The sequence below is a fragment of the Persicobacter diffluens genome (assembly GCF_036244895.1).
GTDB lineage: Bacteria > Bacteroidota > Bacteroidia > Cytophagales > Cyclobacteriaceae > Persicobacter > Persicobacter diffluens.
Genome location: NZ_BQKE01000001.1, coordinates 1,360,500 through 1,378,522 on the forward strand (window position 1 = coordinate 1,360,500; position 18,023 = coordinate 1,378,522).

Sequence of the window (18,023 nt, forward strand, 5' to 3'; positions counted from 1 at the left end):
TGATTAAATATTTGTCATGAAAAAGGTGAATTTATTATATATCCTACTATTCCTTTCCTTCAGTGCCTGTACTGGCTGGCTGGAGGAAATTCCAAAGTCATCCATTACCGGTGATAAGCATTTTTCCACCTATAGTGGAATCCTGGACGGCCTTGCCGGCACCTATGATGGCTTAAGGTCGATTTACGGGCAACAGGAAGGTTTTATGGTCACTACCCCAGGGACTGATATTTTCACCCACGGGAGTGAGGGAGGCTCCGATATGGATACTTATGATGCGCGTTTGAATCCGCAGATGGGGAATTTCCGACACATCTGGAATACTATGTACGATAATATTAATCATTGTAATGCGATGATTGAGCGCTCAGCTTTGTTAACTGATGCGACAGCAGAGCAGATTGAGCAAGTGCAGGCGGAAGCATATGTGATACGCGCCATGTGCTATTGGTGGCTGACCCAGCAGTACGGGGATGTCCCTTTCAGAGAAACGGAAACGAAAGAGATTTCCACAGAGGCTACGCGTGAATCTGCTGAAGTGATTCTGAACCAAATGGTGAAGGATCTGGAGTGGGCGATAGGTATTTTACCTGCTCATTCTGCTCAGGAATTGGGGAAATTTACCAAGGGCGCGGCTCAACATCTGTTGGCGAAGATTCATTTGATTATGGCTTATCAATATCAGCAGACGGCCTCCTATGTGGCAGCTGAGGAATTTGCAAAAGCGGTAATCAATTCGGGAGAATACCATTTAGAAGAATATGCCGCTATTTTCGATTACGATAATCAGCGCAATGGGGAGGTCGTGTTTGCTGTTCAATTTATCAATAATCCGCAGTTTAACCGTAGCGGTAACCGTGGTCATTTATACTTTACTCCGGTATATGATAAATTCCCCGGCTTGATGCGTGATTTGCATCAGGGTGGTCGCCCGTGGAGTCGTTTTGCGCCGACCAAATTTTATAGGGAATTGTTTGACGAGGCCGATGCCCGTTTTGATGTCACTTTCCGTCGCGTGTGGTATTATAATACTGAGGCGGGATTGCCAGATGGAAAAGCCATCGGTGATGAAGCGGAGTGGGATTATCTGGATGGAAGTACGGATGTAATAGCTCCAAATGAAGGCCTGATGCATTGGGGTATCAAGAAGCATGATGACCACACCCGGGCAAGCTTTCAGGACACGAATGGCTTCCGAGATTATTTTGTCTTCCGTCTGGGTGAAACCTATTTGATTTTGGCGGAGGCCCTTTCCGAGCAAGGGAAAACAGCTGAAGCGGCGGAGGTGATTAATCAGTTGAGAGCATATCGTGCTGTGGAGGGAGGATTCGTACCGGAAGTACAAGCCTCTGAAATTAATCTGGACTTTATTCTGGATGAAAGAGCTCGTGAATTGGGTGGAGAAATGCACCGATGGATGGATCTAGTCAGAACGGATCGATTGATTACCAATGTCAAAAAGCATAACGAAAATGCGGCGCAATTCATTCAGGATTACCATAGCCTGCGCCCGATTCCCCAAACTGAAATCGATTTGGTAACCACGGAAGGTTACGAGCAAAACCCGGGTTATCCTAAAAATTAATCATGAAGAATTTACTATTTTCTCTGTTGGTAGCAGGCTTGTTGTTTCAGGCCTGTGATTTCCAAAAGGCTGCTTCCCGTGAAGAGGCCTTGAAGCAATCTGCCGAAAAAAAGAAGGCGGATGATCAGCGTGCTGAGCGATTCAAAAAGTATTTCGCCGCCTTTGAAAAGTTAAATCAAAAGCCATTTTGTGAGCAAGGGCTTGAGCAGGTACAGGAAATATTCGGAAACCCCGAGGGCCGGGTTTTAGTCGCAGCCCACCGGGGAGATCATATGGAAAAGCCGGAAAACTCCTTGCCCTCTTTTGAGCATTCGGTGAATTATGGGACAGATATCATCGAATTGGATATCAGGAATTCAAAAGACGATTCGTTGATGGTCATCCATGATGGTACCGTAAACCGAACCACCAATGGTGAGGGAAAGGTAGCGGAAATGAATTATGAACAGTTACGCGCTTTAAAGTTGATCGATGAGTTTACCGGTAAGGACACGGATTTGCAAATTCCCACGCTCTATGAATCCTTAAAAGCCATGAAGGGGAAGATCATGATTGATTTGGATATCAAATGTGATAATATTGAAGCTATTCATGCCATGGTGGCAGCTTTGGAAATGTTTGATCAGTGTTTGTTCTTCTGCGATGAAGCGGACATGGATTATGTGCTGGGCAGAGCACCGGAGGCACTGGTGATGCCTCGTGCCCGTTCCATGGAAAGTCTGGAACACTTGATGGAAAAGTACAATCCGGCTATTATCCATATTGATGATTCCAATTTTGAGGTGAGTGAGGCAGTACTTTATATCAAATCCATGAGAGCGGACTGTCGGGTTTGGGCCAATGCCTTGGGCAAGTATGATCGGGCGGCTATTGAAGGAGATGATGAAGGTATCCATCGATTGATGGAACAGGGGATAGATGTGGTGCAAACTGATTTGCCACGATATGTGCAGTATTTGGTATGTAGTGAAGCATTGTAAGTAAATATGATCATTAAGCTGACTCAATTTCTTTTGATCCTTTCCCTTCTTGTTTTACAAGGGGGGAAGGTTTTTTCCCAAGCGATTCAACCCATTTTGGAGAAATTTCAAAATCCGGGAAAAGGACAAGTGATGGTCTTGGCGCACCGGCAGGATTGGAAGCATTTTCCGGAAAATTCTCTCGAAGCCCTGGAGGGAAGTATCGCACAGGGCGTGGACATCGTGGAAATTGATATTCGCAGAACCAAAGATGGCCAACTGATCGTGATGCATGATCATACCGTAGATCGTACCACCAATGGGCAAGGTGCAATAGCCGAGCTTGATTGGCCGGAAATTTCAAAACTGCAGCTCCGCGATGAAGAAGGCAATTTAACTCCTTATAAGGTGCCTACTTTCATTGAATATATGCAGGCAGCCAAAGGGAAGATCATGGTAAATCTGGATATCAAGATTGATCCATTAGAAAATTTTTCGGCCATGTATCAGGTGCTGGAAGCTACTGAAACCCTGGATCAGACTTTCTGGGTCTTTGATGCATCCTATCAAGCGGTGAAAGATACCCTAAAGAAATATCCAGAAGTCATTATGTGTCCAAAGATTGGATCCCACCAGCAAGACCCCGTGGGGGAATACTATGCCTATGTGGATAATATGGAATTACAAACGCTTTTCTTTCGTTTCAAAACGGAGCAGGATACCTTGTGGACTGTGGTGGAGGATGCTTTGAATCGGGGGATCAAAACCTATTGCCATACGCTTTGGGAAGGGAGTTCTGCTGCCGGACATTCCGATTATAAAAGCAAGGATGACCCTGATTTCAGTTGGGGTTGGCTGATCGACCAGGGCATGGAGATTATCATGACAGATGAAACGGAAGAATTGATCAAGTATTTAGAAATAAGGAATCAATAGAAGGTGAATTGATAGTTTCTGTTTGAATTGTTGGAGAAGGTGGCCTATGGGCTGCCTTTTTTTTTGCCTTGTTCTACTGCGGATTAGAAATCTCGTTTCCAACAGATATAAGTCAATTCGCTGTCAATGAGTATTTTGGGTAAAGTGGATAGGATCGAAAGCTCTTTCCCAAAAAGTATACGGCTTACGAAAATCTGTATAAGATTACCATCCTGCTTTTTGCTGATATTTGTACCGAACAACAAAACAAGCGATATGAGTACTGCAAATCAATTTGGAAAAAAAGGTTGGACCCCTGACAGAATCAATGACTTAACCGGCAAAACCTTCGTGATCACCGGCACGACAAGCGGAACCGGCTATGAGGCTACCCGCATTTTGCTGTCCAAGGGAGCGACCGTGGTGATGTTGAGCCGTAACCCCAAAAAATCGGCCGATACCATTGCTCTGTTGAAGGAAACTTTGGGTGATGCGATCAAGGTCTCCAATGTTCAAATGGATTTGGGGGTACAGGCGTCCGTAAAAAATGCGGCCAAGGAAGTTTCAGAAAGGGTAACAGGCATTGATGCTTTGTTGTGTAATGGCGCCATAGCTCAGGTGCCGGAGCAGCAAATCACAGAAGATGGCTGGGAAAGCCAGATGGGCGTCAACTATTTTGGCCATTTCAGCCTGCAGGCGCTACTCCTTCCGCTGATCGAAAAGGTGAACGGCCGGATCGTTACGGTGGGTAGTATGGGTTATGATATGGGGATCAAAACCATTAAGTTCGATGACCTGGATTGGGATAAGGACTATACCCCCAATGATGCCTACAGTCAGAGTAAACTCGCTCAAATCATGTCGATCTATGAATTACAGGACAGACTGGAGCAGGCTGGCAAAACCAATGTGAAAGCTTATGCCTGTCATCCGGGTTCTTCCCGAACCAATCTGATCAGCACCAGCGGGAGCTTTATGATGAAAATGATTTTTGGCTTAATGAAATTGTCTCCTCTGACGCAGCCGGCAGAAAATGGCGCCTATCCAGAGCTGATGTGCGCAACGGAAGAGGACCTGGATCAGAAGGCTTTTTACGGACCTACAGGACGCAGTAATTGGGTGGGGCCAGTGGGGGCGCATTATCTGGCTCCGCATGCCAAGGATAAAGCTGTTGCCAAAAAATTATGGGATTTATCCGAAAAGGAAACGGGAGTTCATTGGAATTTTTAAATTGAGATTTTAAAAAATATTAACAATACTCCGTAAAGAATTAGGCCGCAATACAGCCAAATCTCTCTATTTGGAGCATTTGCTCTGAATTATTGTACGGTTCGGGGGCAATCCCGAACCCTTTAAATATTCTTTGGATATAGTTTCGATTAAAATATAGCATCTTAATACTTGATAATGAGAAGGGTTCCTTTTCTTCGGTTTTATTATCAAAATAGTGAAGCGCTTTTGCCACGGACACCGCCGTTAGGGACATATTGATGTGATTATGTATCTTATTTTTACTCCTTGCTTGGCAGTGAGTCAAACCGGTGAATTGTTTGGCATCTCGAAATAGAAACTCAATTTGAAATCGAAGTCGATAACGCTCAATTATTGCGGAACCGCTTTGATTAATGTCTGTACTGAATAAAATTTCTCGTCTGGTTTTCCCATTGTCAAGCTCAGTAACGACGACCACACACTTGATCCATCGTTTAAGACTTTTACTATGAACCTCTGCTTCGAAAGCCTCCGAGTTTTCATTTTTGAAACATAGTGTAAAGTGTCTTTGGTCAAGATTATTAAATTTCACTTTTTCTCCATAGACCTTGGGTCGCCCTCTTTTTCCGGTAGGTGGTTCAGTATTTCTGTAACGAAGAAATGCGTTTTTAGCCAATTTACTAATGATAATAAACCCTTTTTCTACTAGCGGATCGACGAACGTAAAGCGCGAAAAGTAAGCATCAACAACCACACTATCTGATACTTGCTTGTACAATTCAACATTTGACAAAATCAAATTGGCATAAAAGGTCAGCAAATTAAATGACTCGTCCTCACTCTTAAAGGTTTGATGGGCCTCTAAATGCATTGCGGTTTTACTTTCGAGGCCAACACTTGCTATTCCAGTAATTTCTAGACCTCTTTTTGTTGAATTATCGCAGCCTGACCAAAAGTACCCTAAACCTGGGGTGAGTTGACCACTTTTGGAAACATAACTTGGATCAAAGGCAATGATGCGCAATTCATCTTTAAGTGTCTTAATGAGCTCAATATTGAAAAAAAGGTAATTGAAATATTTTTCATACCATGATCTAATCGTGGCCTCATTGTACCGCAGATACCGACTCATGTTGGTGAAATTATTACGACCACGGAAAGACAGTAGTCCTTTCAAATTTTCTATCATGAAATCCCTCTCCCATTTGTTAATGTCTAACATTTTATGGAATATTTGCGCTAGGAGTGTTTCGATGCTCTTGATGGTGACTTAGTATGTTGGTGTTTGGCGATACAAATATACAGGTCACCATTTTTTTTACAATAGCTCAAAACTCTACGGAGTATTGTATTAAAATGGATATACTGAAAATATCGACAGATTGGGCCAAGGCCGAACTGGTTTCTACTTCCTTTTTCATTATTGCCGGGCTGGTCTTTGTGATGTGCAGCTTTGGTTTCTGGCAGTTTGGTAAAACGGATCTGGCCAAAGCCTACATCATTCCGATATTGGTGGCCGGAGCGTTTTTAATGACGGTCGGATTTGGTCTGTTTTTCACCAATAAAGCCCGAATTACCCAATTTGAAACCGCCTACAATGAGGATGTTTCTGCATTTGTTGCTTCGGAAATGGCGCGCACCGAAAGCACGCTGAAAGAATACAAGACGGTGGTATTCACGGCTATTCCCTTCATCATCATGGCTTGTGGTCTGGTCATCTTTCTGGTGAATACGCCCGGCTGGCGGGCAGGAATGATTTCCACCATTGCGATGTTGTCGGTTATTTTGCTGATCGACGGACTGGCTTATGCCCGTATTGCCGACTATCAGCAGGAATTGATTAAAGTAGAACAAGAACTGAAATAAGCACATGCAACATTTTGATTCGCTGTCGGCCTATCTGAAATATCTGGAACTGCCCCGCCCGGAGCATCCGATGTTCAGCATGTATACCGCCCTGGGCGAAGGCTTTTTGCCCTGCCCCAAAGAAAGTTCCCCTCCCATCACGAACGATTGCTATTCGATCAGTTTCAAAAGGTTTGTGGCGGGAGACCTGAATTATGGCCGAACCAAATACGACTTTACCGATGGGGCCTTATTTTTCATCGCTCCCCGGCAGGTATTGCAGTGGGACAGTAGCGCCGTTTTCGATCAAAAAGGGTTTTCCATCAACTTTCATGAAGATTTTCTGAAAGGAACAGAACTTGCTGCACAGATCCGGAAATACGGCTTCTTTTCCTATTCGGTCAATGAGGCCCTGCACCTTTCGCCTAAAGAAGAACGACAGATCGAGCTCATCATTGAAAATATGGAGCTCGAATATCATAACAATCCCGACTCCTTCAGTAAGGAGATCATCATCGCGCATTTGAGTACCTTGTTGAAATATGCGCAGCGATTTTATGAAAGGCAATTCAATAGCCGCACCGAGCTTTCCAACGATTTACTGGATCGCTTCAATCAGGCATTGGCCACCTATTTTGATTCCGGTCGCGTGCAGGAAGAAGGAATTCCGGGCATTGAACAAATCGCCGAGGAGCTTTCGGTATCTCAGCGTTATTTGAGCGATACGCTGAAAAAAGAAACGGGCAAAACCACCACCGAACATTTGCAGCTCTACCTGATCGAAGAAGCCAAGAATATCTTACTGGATCCGGGCAAAACCGTAGCTGAAGTCGCATATGAATTAGGCTTCGAATACCCTCCTTATTTTTCAAGACTGTTCAAAAAGAAGGAAGGCATGAGCCCCACCGAATACCGTGAAAAGTATAGAATGAATTAATCGGACAGTTCCAGCAGGTGCTTTTTTGGGGCCGTGCCTCGCAGGCTCAGCACCGGGCTGGCGGCAGTCGCTATTTTGGCGCGCCGCCCACAATAAAGCCGCCCAAATTGGAGCTGGCCAAAATGAGCTCCAACAATGCCTTCATCCCTCGGCCGGATCACCCTTCGGGTCGATAAAGATTAGTAATGAAAGGAAGCTCCAATTGGAAAAACGGAGGAGGGTGATGCTAAGCATTAGCATATAATATTTTGGCTTTTATCAAGCAAAAACGAGGGATTACCTGTGAGTATTGAAAGTTCTTGATATCCAGCCCCTTACATAATAAATCAAATACCTCTGTCTTATTTTTCATCTTTAAACTCCCGAACCTGCTCTACTGAAATATTCAATGCCTCAGCGATTTGCTCATCTGTGAGCAAGCCGGTTTTTAACAGTCCATGCACAGAATTTTTTAGGGTTTCCGTTCGGCCTTCTTCCCTGCCTTCTTCCCGCCCTTCAATCCTGCCTTCTAAACGACCTTCCTCCTTTGCTTCTTCCTTGGCGGTTTCCATCACATTATAAAGGTCGCGGTAATTTTTCAGAGAAGCTTCATAGGCTTTCTTTTCAATCGGACTGTATTTGGCCAGTTCTGCCAGATCAAAAAAACGATTAAAAACCCTTTCCTGTAATTCCACCGGCCGGCTTTGCAATTGCTCCAGATTTCTCAACAGGTAAAGCCATTTGTCAAAATGGTTTTTAAGTTCATTCAATGCCTTGGTGAATTTGGGCGTTTCCAGATAAATAAAAGTCAGCTTGTCGTAGAAGACTTTGCATGTCTCCACCTCCATGAGTTGTACACGGTGCAGAATCTTTTCAGGCTCATCGTCTTCCTCCTCAAAAAGAAAATCCATAATGCCGATGGTGTAAACACTTTTCAATCGGAACTTCCATTCTTTCCCCGGCTCGGCCTGTTCTTGTATAGGAAAGGTGGAATAATAAAGACTTCGGTCCTTAAAGTATTTTTGTTTAGCCCTTTGTAGTTCAATGATGAATTTTTCCCCGTCCTGATTTTCACAGTATAAATCAAAGATCGCCTTTCTTTCTTCCGGGGTCCGGGGAAAATGTTCGTTGGCCTGATAGCTGAGGTCAGCGATTTGGTCTTCTTCCGGCAGGAGCTGGTTGAGGAAATCAATGAGTAACTCCTTATTGGCTTCTTCTCCAAAAAGTTTTTTAAAGCCAAAGTCCGTAAAGGGGTTAATGAATTTGCTCAACATGCCGGTTATCTTTTAAAAATGAAAAAGAAGACGCTTACGCCCTGATTGTTGGCACAAAGATAAGCAAAAATATAAGAGAAGGGAATGAGGTGTTTGGAGGTGCTCCATATTTTTCCTCTTGGCTAAGAGGTCGTCTATTAAGAGGTGGGAAATTTCTTGATGATGAAGACCATGGGCACAGTGCGTAAAGCGTGGTGGTAGCCGCTTTTCCAATAGGCTGTTTTTGTTTTATCATCGGACAATGGGTTAAAAGGCACTTCTAACTTAATTCCCGGGGATTTTTGGGTGGCTCAGCGGGCGAATAGCCCGGAAGGGGCAGGGATGAAGCGGGCTTGTTTGAACCACAGCGGCCCAAAAGGCCGATGGGGTGAGCCGCGCGAGCCCGGTGCTGCCGTCTAAGCGGCAGCAGTCCCCCAAAAAAATGTTGTATCATGATTTTAGTTTAGAGGCCCGATAAGGGAAAAAGAAAAAGTGGCTCCCCAAAAGGTTTCCACTTTTATTGATTTTACATTTCGTATAACAAATGGGGGGTATGCCTTTGTTTTATTGCACGGGAGGTAGTAGGCCCATTGCCTCCTCAATTTTCTCCCAGGAAATGATTTTAAAGTTTTGCGCCACAAGGCTGTCCCCTTCAAAATTGAAGCCGTCTTGCACCACTAAGGCGCCTTTGGGGAAGTCTGGACTCAGGGCTACTGGGGTGACTTCCAGGCCATCCGTTTCTTCTACGCCATCCACTTTGCCGTCGACAAGCGCAAAGCTGCCCAAATAGGTTTTGCTTTCCAGCTCAAAGAGGGCATAGGAGAAATTGCCCTGTGAGCTTGCGATTAAATAGCCACCAGTGGCACCTGTTGGGTAGATGGTGATGCCTTCAATATCCGCTACAATGTTCTCATTTTCCGCTACCCGGGCAGTGGTCATCTCTTCCATGGTGGTGGCTGCTGAGGCCTTTGCATTGACAATCCAGATGGTGGTTGCTTCTTCTCCTATGTAAAGTTTGTCAGTACGGTCGTCGGCCACCATGCCCTCCGGCTGGGAAGACACCTTCATACTTCTTACCAGACTTTGTTTGAATTGGTCTCCTTCCAGCTGTAGTTCATATTGCTCAATGACACCGTTTTTCCCATTGATAAAAGCATAAAGCTGCTGGTTTTGCTGATCCTGATAAAGGCAGCATCCATAGGCGTCGTCAATGGCATTGCTTACCAGTTGCGGGCGATCAAATAAAGATATTAATTTTCCTGCTTCTAATTTCATCCAGCTGATGCTGTTGTCATTTCGATTAGAGGCAGCTACGATGTCCAGCGTATCATTTCCCATCACCACTTTCTGTCGGATGTCGACATTATTGACTTTTCCAATCGGGTATTCACCTAAAATTTCTCCTTGTAAATTAAAGACATATAGCCCTTTTTCCTTATGCGTTCCGATGATCAGGCTTTCTGATGGGTTTTGGTGATTGATCCAAATGGCCGGATCATCTGCACTGTCCATATCTGCCGGCGCATTAACAGGCGCGGTTTGATGGTTCACCGGAATGCTTACCTTAATTTTTTCTTGTAATTGATAGGCCATTCGCATGCCCTCATCTGATTGACGTGGGTCTTTTGGGAGCTGCTTGGCTTGTTGATTTTCTTTTTGGTTTTTGCAAGCTGAAAAGCTCAGTAAAATCAAAAGACTTGTTAAAATGTTTTTCATAATTAATAAAAAAACAGGAGGCCTCTTCATGCCTCCTGTTGGTATTGGTTGGCTTTAATTTAATACAAATCCATTTTCAAACCGACGGAGAAACGGGTGTTATAGTATTCTTCCTGGAAGGTGAAATTCTGGTTTCCCTGATAATATCTCAATGGTTGATTCAAAAGATTATTGACTTCCACAAATATTCGGGCCTTTTGCGATAAATTGATATTAGCATTGGCATCTAAATAAAACACCTGATCATAATAAATGTCTTCGAATTGTTCACCACCCACCTCGTCGATAAAATCCGAAGTATAGTTAAAGGAAACGCCTAAAGAGAAATATTTTGAATCATACAATAAAGAAGCATTCATACTGTGTTCTGCGGTTCCCACTAATGGTAAAGTTTCGCCTTCGCGGTCTTCCAGATTAAAATTATTTGTTGAAGATTGGGTGAAGGTATAGTTGGCAAAAACCGACATATTATTTAAAGGAGCAGGAAGGAAATTTAGCTGACGCTGTAAGCCCAGTTCAAGGCCGTAGATGTTAGCGTCTCCGGCGTTTACGGGTTGGAATACATCATGTTCAATTCCATTGAAAGTTTCCTTACTTCTTTTTGTAACGATATAATTTTTCAAATCTTTTGTGAATACCCCACCGGAAATTAAACCGATATTTTGGAAATAATATTCCAACATGAGGTCAAAGTTCATAGATGTGGTGGCTTCCAAATTGGGGTTTCCGATGGCGATCTCCTCATCACCGGTGAAAATCTGGCGGTAAGGTACCAGGTCAAAATAGTTTGGGCGCGCCAGGGAGTTGGTCCAGGCCAAACGGATATTGGCATTATTATTCGGCGAATATTTCAGATGAACCGCAGGCAGGATGTTGATGTAGTGATCAGTTTCCGTGGAGGTTGGGTCCAGCGTGCCTTCTTCATCATCGTAAATGAATCCGCTGTATTCCAGGGAAGTTTGTTCCATTCTTAAACCGAAAAGGCCGGAGAATTTGGATCCAAAGTGCTGGTCCAATAGGATATACCCGGCATTGATTTGCTCTTTTGCGGAGAAGTTACCCGCCATTTCCTCTAATTCCATTTTTCCCTCAAACGAGCCGTTTTGGAAATTGATGTTGCCTAAATATTTCGCTGAAACGAAATTCCCCATGGCGTAAGGACCGGCTAAAAAGTTGCTTTTTGAAATGTCTTCATACTGCAGGGTATTAAAGAATGCTCCTTCATCCAATGGCTCATAAGCATAGAAATCATTATTTCTACTTTTATCCTTTAATTTGATTTTACCACCAAGTTTTAGTTGGTTGGAAAAGGTACCTTCGGCTTTTAAGGGTAAAAGGAAATTGATGCGCAGACTAAAATTTTCCTCTTCGGTCCTTTGGGTTTCATTCGATAAATCATCGATTTCCCAATCACTGGTGATAACCGGAAAGAAATTGGAGGGGACCGGCTTATTGGTACTCCCGTTGAACTGAATGGGGTTGCCGGGCTCCAATTCGTAGGAAATGTAGCGTTCGTTCGGGCGATTTTCTGAGGCTTTGGCATAAGTAGCGGCCCAGTCCATATGCAATTTACCGAACAGATGATCTCCGGAAAGTGCGATATTTCTTACGCGCTGATCTTCCAGTCTTTGGTTTTTATCGTTTTGTCCCCCTTTGGTTTCTCTTTTTACGCTACCCAAAGTGTAGTCGCCGGATTCCGCATCATACTCATCCACTTTATATTGTAATTTATAACGGTTCTCCCAGTCGTTACGGTGGTTGTACATGCCCTTGAGGAATAAAGTGTGGTTCGCATTGATTTTATAATCCAGGCTCAAAGAGTAAGACTGACGCAAACGCTGCAAATAATACTGACGGTTTTGGAATTCTTTCAATGAGCCATCTTCCTCCCATTCAGCTTCAAAGTTATCAGAACCCAACATATGGTTCAATACAGAGGCAGAGGCGATCACGCCGAATTTATCATTGGCAAATCGATTACCCAATACCACGCCACCATTGACCATGGGTTTGTTGGCGATGAAGTTGTAGCCAGAACCTAAAGTAATGGCCGCACGCGGGGCACTAGGGGCAGAACGTGTAACTAAATTGACCGAACCGCCAATGGCATCGCCATCCATATCCGGGGTAATGGCTTTGGACACCTCAACCGCCTGTACCATATCCGAAGGGATTAAATCCAATTGTACCGAGCGGTTTTCCGCTTCCGCGGAGGGGATGCGTTCCCCATTGATGGTGACGGAGTTCAGTTGTGGGGAGGTGCCGCGGATATTGGCAAAACGCGCCTCGCCCTGATCGTATTGAACATAAATGCCCGGAATTCTTTTCATGGCATCTCCGATATTGGAATCCGGAAAGCGTCCCACCTGATCAGCCGAGATCACATTCATGATGTTCATGGCATTTTTCTGCTGGTTTAAGGCATTGATCTGCGCATTTTTATTACCGGTAATCACGACCTCGTTCAGACTTTGGCTGGCAGAGAGCTTGGTTTGAAGGCTAACCGTTTTATTGGCCTCAATTTGTACTTTTTGTTTGATGATCGGATAGCCGATACTCGATATCGAAATTTCTTGCTCACCAGTTGGTAAGTTCACCAGTTTGAACTGCCCATTAATATCTGTGGAGGTGCCGAAGGAGGAGTTTTCTATGAAAACCAAGGCGCCAGGCATGGCTAAGTTTTGTTCGTCCAGGATTCGACCGGTCAGGTTGCCCTGGGCAAGTGAAAGGGTGCTGAATAGGAACATTCCAGCCATCAATAGTAGTAAATTTTTCATCATTATGGTTTGGTTATGATGCTTCAAAGATGGGGAGGTGCGACTTAATAAGTTTACTTTTAACAATTAAGGATATATGGTCTTATTGTTTTGCCTGAGTCAATTGAATGCTCTAACTATAGGTTCAAGTTTAGGTATTTGGAGGTTTAAGGTGTAAATTAAGCTTAAAATTAAGTTAAAATAAAATTGCTTTTTGCGTGAATGTTACCAACTCAGATACTGGTATAGGGCTTTGAGTTTTTGTGGTAATTTTATTTCAATGTCTGTTGATTTTTGTTTATCTCGCTCTTCTTGTTATTTCATTTTTTATTTCAACAATCATGCAGCAGATAATTGACCTCACCAAGCCGATCAAAGAGTACCCGGATGATCCATGGTTCATGAAGGTGAAGATTAAACATAAGCCTCATCGTAAAGCCAAATGGCTGATTCGACTTTTCGGCTTGCCCTTTAAGCTATTTCCCAAAAGCTTTGTGGGCTGGGCCGATGATACCATCGAAAAAATGGGGGTGCATGCTACAACGCATATTGATGCGCCCTGGCATTACACGCCTAGCCTGAATGGCGAGAAAGCCAAAACCATTGAACAAATTCCTTTGGATATTTGCCATGGGGAAGGCCTGGTGATCGACATGTGTCATAAGCCAGATTTTGATCCTATTACCGCAGCGGATATTCAAAGCTTTTTGACTGAAAACGATTTGGAATTGAAGCCCGGAATGATTGTTCTGATTAAAACGGGTAGGGACAAATTGATCGGGACGAAAGATTACCCACATAGGGGTACGGGCATGTCTGCTGAAGCTACCAGGTTTTTAATTGAGGCGGGCGTAAAGGTGATGGGTATTGATAGTTGGGGTTGGGACATCCCTCTAAAATATCAGATTAAAAAGGCGAAGCAGGATCAGAATGATCAGTTATTCTGGGAAGCGCATTTAGTGGGACAACATGAAGAATATTGGCATATGGAGCAGCTGGTGAATCTTGATGCACTCCCACTTTCTGGATTTAAGGTAGGCGTTTTTCCCTTGAAAATTGTCGGGGCTTCGGCTGCGCCGGCAAGGGTGGTGGCGTTTTTGGAAGAGGCTTAAAATGGAAAGACAGCTATTTTCAGGTAATTAGCTATCCCTGGCGTTTTAATAGCCGGCATTATAGGTGTCAATGGCCCGGTCTATATTTTTATAGTTCCCGATTTGGAAGGTCCAGCCCACCGCGATCATGCCAGCACCAATAATCACACCTGCCGGAATTTTTACATCAACAGATTCCCCTTGACTAGGGGGCCCTCCATTTGAGGAGGTGCCCGTGTCTGAGAGAAAGGAGGCTAGCATTACTCCGGCCCCAAGGGTGTTGATCACAATAGTTGCAATATTATTGGTTTGGCATTTCTTTAGATGTCGTATGGCGGCGGGATCACCCTGCATTTCTTTCTTTAGGTTGGAGTAATTGGCTTTTTGCAAAGGTTCAAAACCATGATTAAAATACATTACCTTAGTTTTACTCACAATTGTTCCTCCGGTCCACATCCCTGTATGTGGATTGTAGTTTGGGGCAGTGTGTGCATTTACCTCCTTTGTAAAAATGTTTATTTTTCCAGATTTGGTCATTTTAAGATATCGGTGATTACCAGAATTCCCAATGAGCAATTCATTAGCGAATACTTCATTAAAGTGGCCATAAAATATCACCTCATTTGAACTGAGTTCTTTCCCGTCTACAACAAGTTTTCTTTTGCCCAATACGGGCTTTTCTAAAGAAATCTTATGGGCTTTTATGACTTGAAATTCCCGATTTACCCAAAATGCTTGCATATTTTCATTTATGTCAGGGAATGAGGGTTCTTTTTCTTTTATGAAGTTTCGTTTTCTACTTCTGTTAAGGAGATCACTTACGGAAGTGTATCGAAGATCAATGTATTCGCCCTTATAAGTGATGGCGATTAGATCCTCAGTGGAAATAAATAACTCCTCATCCGCTTTTTGAATTAGGATTTCTTCATTTTGAATAGATAAAATTTTGCAGGATATACTTTCTTCATTGAAAAAGAATAGCTTGTCTTGAGAAAAGCCCGAATGAACAATGAATGATAGTGCTAAAATAAGAATGGTTTTTAGATTCAAGGTGATTAATTAAAGTAGGTTGAGTTTAAATATGCATACATTTTATAGTTGAAAAAAAATAATTTGTTATTAAAAATGTTTAATAACAAATTATTCAATTGAGTAGGGGTGTAGTTTGTGTGGCGGATGAACCCAAGGGGCTTGATTTAGCATCATTCATATCCGTCCCAAAAATAATTTGCTTGTCCTCCAAATTTAAACAGAACTATGACGGAAATTGGACAGAACACTCAAAAGGTTAAGGAATTATTGGAACCAGGGGTTTGGTCACCAAATGTTTAAATGCGAATGCATATAAGGGTGAAGATTAAACGTTAGCCTCATTGTAAATTCAAATGGCTGATTCGACTTTTCGGCTTACCCTTTCAATTATTCCCCCAAAGCTTGGAGGGTTGGCAGAGGATACCATTGAAAATTGTGGGGGCTTCCACCACTCCGGCAATGGCATTGGCGTTTTTGAAGTTGGTGTAAAATGACAAGACCGCTATTGATTTGAAAATAGCGGTCACAGAGGATTTAATAACCGGCGTTATAAGTATCAACCGCTCTATCAATATTTTTTGAATTTCCTATTTGGAAGGTCCAACCGAGCCCGATCATGCCAGCACCAATAATCACACCTGCCGGAATTTTTACATCAACAGATTCCCCTTGACTTGGGGTCCCTCCATTTGAGGAGGCGCCCGTGTCTGAGAGAAAGGAGGCGAGCATAACTCCGGCCCCAAGGGTGTTGATTAGAATGGTTAGCGTATTATTGGAGCGGTATTTTTTTAGGTGGCCTAAGGCTTCGGGGTCATCTTCCATTACGCTTAGGAGGTTGATCGATTTGACGGGCTGTATAGGCCCAAGCCCCTGATTAAAGTATTTTACTTTCCTCCGACCCATGTACATCGTTCCTCCTCCCATCATTTGACCGTTGGGTCCCATGGTTGGGGCTGAATGAGCATAGTCGGCTACTTCCTTCTCAAAAATATTGATTTTACCGACTTTCACCAATTCCAAGTACCGGTGTTGAGCTCGACTACCTATAAGAGATTCGTTGGCATATACTTGATTGTACTCCCCATAAAATAATACCTCGTCGGAATCCAAGCGATTGCCATCGATATACAGTTTATTTCGGCCAATTAATGGATCTTTAAATTCTATTCTTTCTGCAGGAATGATCTGTCGGTTACGGTTTACCCAGAAAGCAGGATATTGGCGCATTGCCGTTTTTAATGGATTATCAACTTGACTGGATTTTTTGTAGACTTCCAATTCCATCATGATTTCCTGTACAGATGCAGACTGTAAGTCAAAGAGCTTGCCTTTGTATAAAAAGGAATTGAGTTTCTGTAGAGGGGCTACGGTTTCTTGTCCCCTGGCTATTAGGTGAATGGTATCTTGGTCAATTTTGATGATTTCACAGTTCAAAGTATGTCCGGTCTTGGAATATAGGACATCCTGCGCCATTAATGAAGTTGTAAGAAATAACAAGAGCGCTAAGAAACAAATAAATGGACGGTTCATCGCTATAGCTATAAGTAGGTAAGGCCGCAATATAAGATTTTTTAATAGTTGAATAAATATATTTTTTTATTAAAAATGTTTAAATGTAAATTATTCATGTGAATAAAAGCATCCTTCGGGTGGCGGCGGAAGCAGATGTGTCTGTTTTATCTTAAATTTTTTCCATTCCAAAAAACTTTTACCTTTGCCCCGAAATTAAAATAATACAATGGCAGAAATAGGACAGGACATTCAGCAGGCTAAGGCATTATTGGAAGCAGGGGAGTTAGTGGCAATCCCTACGGAGACCGTATATGGGCTCGCAGCCAATGGTTTAAATGCAAAGGCCGCCGCAAAGATTTTTGAAGCCAAGAATCGCCCCTCCTTCGATCCATTGATTTGCCACACCAACTCTATGGAAAAGGTGGAAAGTTTCACCACTAACATTCCAAACAAAGCTTACGCCCTGGCGGAAAAATTTTGGCCCGGTCCGATGACCATGCTTTTGGATCGAGCGCCGATAGTGCCGGATCTTACCGTGAGCGGACTCGGAAGAGTAGGGGTGCGTATTCCCGATCATGAATTGACCCTGAGTCTTTTAGAGCAGTTGGATTTTCCATTGGCAGCCCCTTCGGCCAATCCTTTTGGTTATATCTCCCCGACCACTGCCGCTCATGTCAATGATCAATTAGGGGGAAAAATAAATTATATCATTGACGGAGGTCATAGTGAAGTCGGGATTGAATCCACTATTATTGGGTTCGAAAACGATGAGGCGATCATTTACCGCCTTGGAGGTTTGTCTGTGGAGGAAATTGAGGATGTTATCGGTCCGGTAAAGATCAATGCTCATAGTTCTTCCAATCCGGCAGCCCCCGGCATGTTGAAGAGTCATTACGCTCCTTCCTGCCCTGTAATTTTAGGGGAGGAATTGAAAGCGATGGCCCAGCAATATGCAGGTAAAAAAGTGGGTGTTTTGGGCTTTGATTATGGTCTGGAAAATATCCCTGCAGAGGATCAATTCGTGCTTTCGGTCAGAGGTGATCTGAATGAAGCCGCTACCCGTCTGTTTATGGGTTTACGCTATCTGGATGGTCAAAATCTGGATTTAATAATTACGACTTTGGTGCCTGATGAAGGCTTAGGGCGGGGTATTAACGACCGTCTGAAGCGTTCGGCAGCCAAAGGATAAATAAGGAAACATAAATCGGTGCTCACTGTGAGTGCCAAATTT

General features: G+C 43.4%; 14 protein-coding genes. 8 read left to right on the forward strand and 6 right to left on the reverse strand.

Annotated elements, in window-relative coordinates:
• Nucleotides 1-16: 16 nt before the first annotated feature.
• From AAA970_RS05720 to AAA970_RS05735, 4 genes are all read left to right on the forward strand, one after another.
• Nucleotides 17-1,585 (forward strand): RagB/SusD family nutrient uptake outer membrane protein, encoded by a 1,569-nt coding sequence (locus tag AAA970_RS05720; RefSeq protein WP_338236296.1) that lies wholly within the window; start codon nucleotides 17-19, stop codon nucleotides 1,583-1,585.
• A 2-nt stretch (nucleotides 1,586-1,587) separates the two neighbouring features.
• Nucleotides 1,588-2,565, forward strand: coding sequence for a glycerophosphodiester phosphodiesterase family protein (locus tag AAA970_RS05725; protein ID WP_338236297.1), 978 nt, complete (start codon nucleotides 1,588-1,590; stop codon nucleotides 2,563-2,565).
• A gap of 96 nt (nucleotides 2,566-2,661) precedes the next feature.
• A complete protein-coding gene (locus AAA970_RS05730; RefSeq protein ID WP_338236298.1) occupies nucleotides 2,662-3,480 on the forward strand; it encodes a glycerophosphodiester phosphodiesterase family protein in 819 nt (272 codons plus the stop codon).
• A gap of 255 nt (nucleotides 3,481-3,735) precedes the next feature.
• Entirely contained in the window at nucleotides 3,736-4,689 is a 954-nt protein-coding gene (locus tag AAA970_RS05735; RefSeq protein ID WP_338236299.1) for an SDR family NAD(P)-dependent oxidoreductase, read from the forward strand.
• Nucleotides 4,690-4,729: 40 nt separating this feature from the next.
• Here the strand turns inward: AAA970_RS05735 and AAA970_RS05740 are convergent, their stop codons facing one another.
• Entirely contained in the window at nucleotides 4,730-5,893 is a 1,164-nt protein-coding gene (locus AAA970_RS05740) for a transposase (protein ID WP_338236099.1), read from the reverse strand.
• Between the two features lie 134 nt (nucleotides 5,894-6,027).
• On the opposite strand from AAA970_RS05740, the gene AAA970_RS05745 reads away from it, so the two are divergent.
• Both AAA970_RS05745 and AAA970_RS05750 read left to right on the forward strand, forming a co-directional pair.
• Nucleotides 6,028-6,537 (forward strand): hypothetical protein, encoded by a 510-nt coding sequence (locus AAA970_RS05745; protein WP_338236300.1) that lies wholly within the window; start codon nucleotides 6,028-6,030, stop codon nucleotides 6,535-6,537.
• A 4-nt stretch (nucleotides 6,538-6,541) separates the two neighbouring features.
• A complete protein-coding gene (locus AAA970_RS05750) occupies nucleotides 6,542-7,453 on the forward strand; it encodes a helix-turn-helix domain-containing protein (RefSeq protein WP_338236301.1) in 912 nt (303 codons plus the stop codon).
• 341 nt (nucleotides 7,454-7,794) lie between these two features.
• Here the strand turns inward: AAA970_RS05750 and AAA970_RS05755 are convergent, their stop codons facing one another.
• The 3 genes from AAA970_RS05755 to AAA970_RS05765 form a co-directional block, all read right to left on the reverse strand.
• Nucleotides 7,795-8,706, reverse strand: coding sequence for an Rpn family recombination-promoting nuclease/putative transposase (locus tag AAA970_RS05755; protein WP_338236302.1), 912 nt, complete (start codon nucleotides 8,704-8,706; stop codon nucleotides 7,795-7,797).
• A 543-nt stretch (nucleotides 8,707-9,249) separates the two neighbouring features.
• On the reverse strand, nucleotides 9,250-10,401 hold the full coding sequence (locus tag AAA970_RS05760; RefSeq protein WP_338236303.1) for a phytase: 1,152 nt from the start codon (nucleotides 10,399-10,401) through the stop codon (nucleotides 9,250-9,252).
• Between the two features lie 59 nt (nucleotides 10,402-10,460).
• On the reverse strand, nucleotides 10,461-13,181 hold the full coding sequence (locus AAA970_RS05765) for a TonB-dependent receptor (protein ID WP_338236304.1): 2,721 nt from the start codon (nucleotides 13,179-13,181) through the stop codon (nucleotides 10,461-10,463).
• Between the two features lie 317 nt (nucleotides 13,182-13,498).
• Here AAA970_RS05765 and AAA970_RS05770 point away from each other — a divergent pair, with 317 nt between their 5' ends.
• Complete coding sequence (locus AAA970_RS05770; protein WP_338236305.1) at nucleotides 13,499-14,269, forward strand: cyclase family protein; 771 nt, start codon at nucleotides 13,499-13,501, stop codon at nucleotides 14,267-14,269.
• Between the two features lie 45 nt (nucleotides 14,270-14,314).
• Here AAA970_RS05770 and AAA970_RS05775 read toward each other — a convergent pair whose 3' ends face one another.
• A complete protein-coding gene (locus tag AAA970_RS05775; RefSeq protein ID WP_338236306.1) occupies nucleotides 14,315-15,298 on the reverse strand; it encodes a hypothetical protein in 984 nt (327 codons plus the stop codon).
• A 516-nt stretch (nucleotides 15,299-15,814) separates the two neighbouring features.
• Nucleotides 15,815-16,753: a hypothetical protein gene (locus AAA970_RS05780; protein WP_338236307.1), complete on the reverse strand. Its 939-nt coding sequence runs from the start codon at nucleotides 16,751-16,753 to the stop codon at nucleotides 15,815-15,817.
• Nucleotides 16,754-17,018: 265 nt separating this feature from the next.
• Here AAA970_RS05780 and AAA970_RS05785 point away from each other — a divergent pair, with 265 nt between their 5' ends.
• Entirely contained in the window at nucleotides 17,019-17,981 is a 963-nt protein-coding gene (locus AAA970_RS05785; protein WP_338236308.1) for an L-threonylcarbamoyladenylate synthase, read from the forward strand.
• The last annotated feature ends 42 nt before the right edge of the window (nucleotides 17,982-18,023 follow it).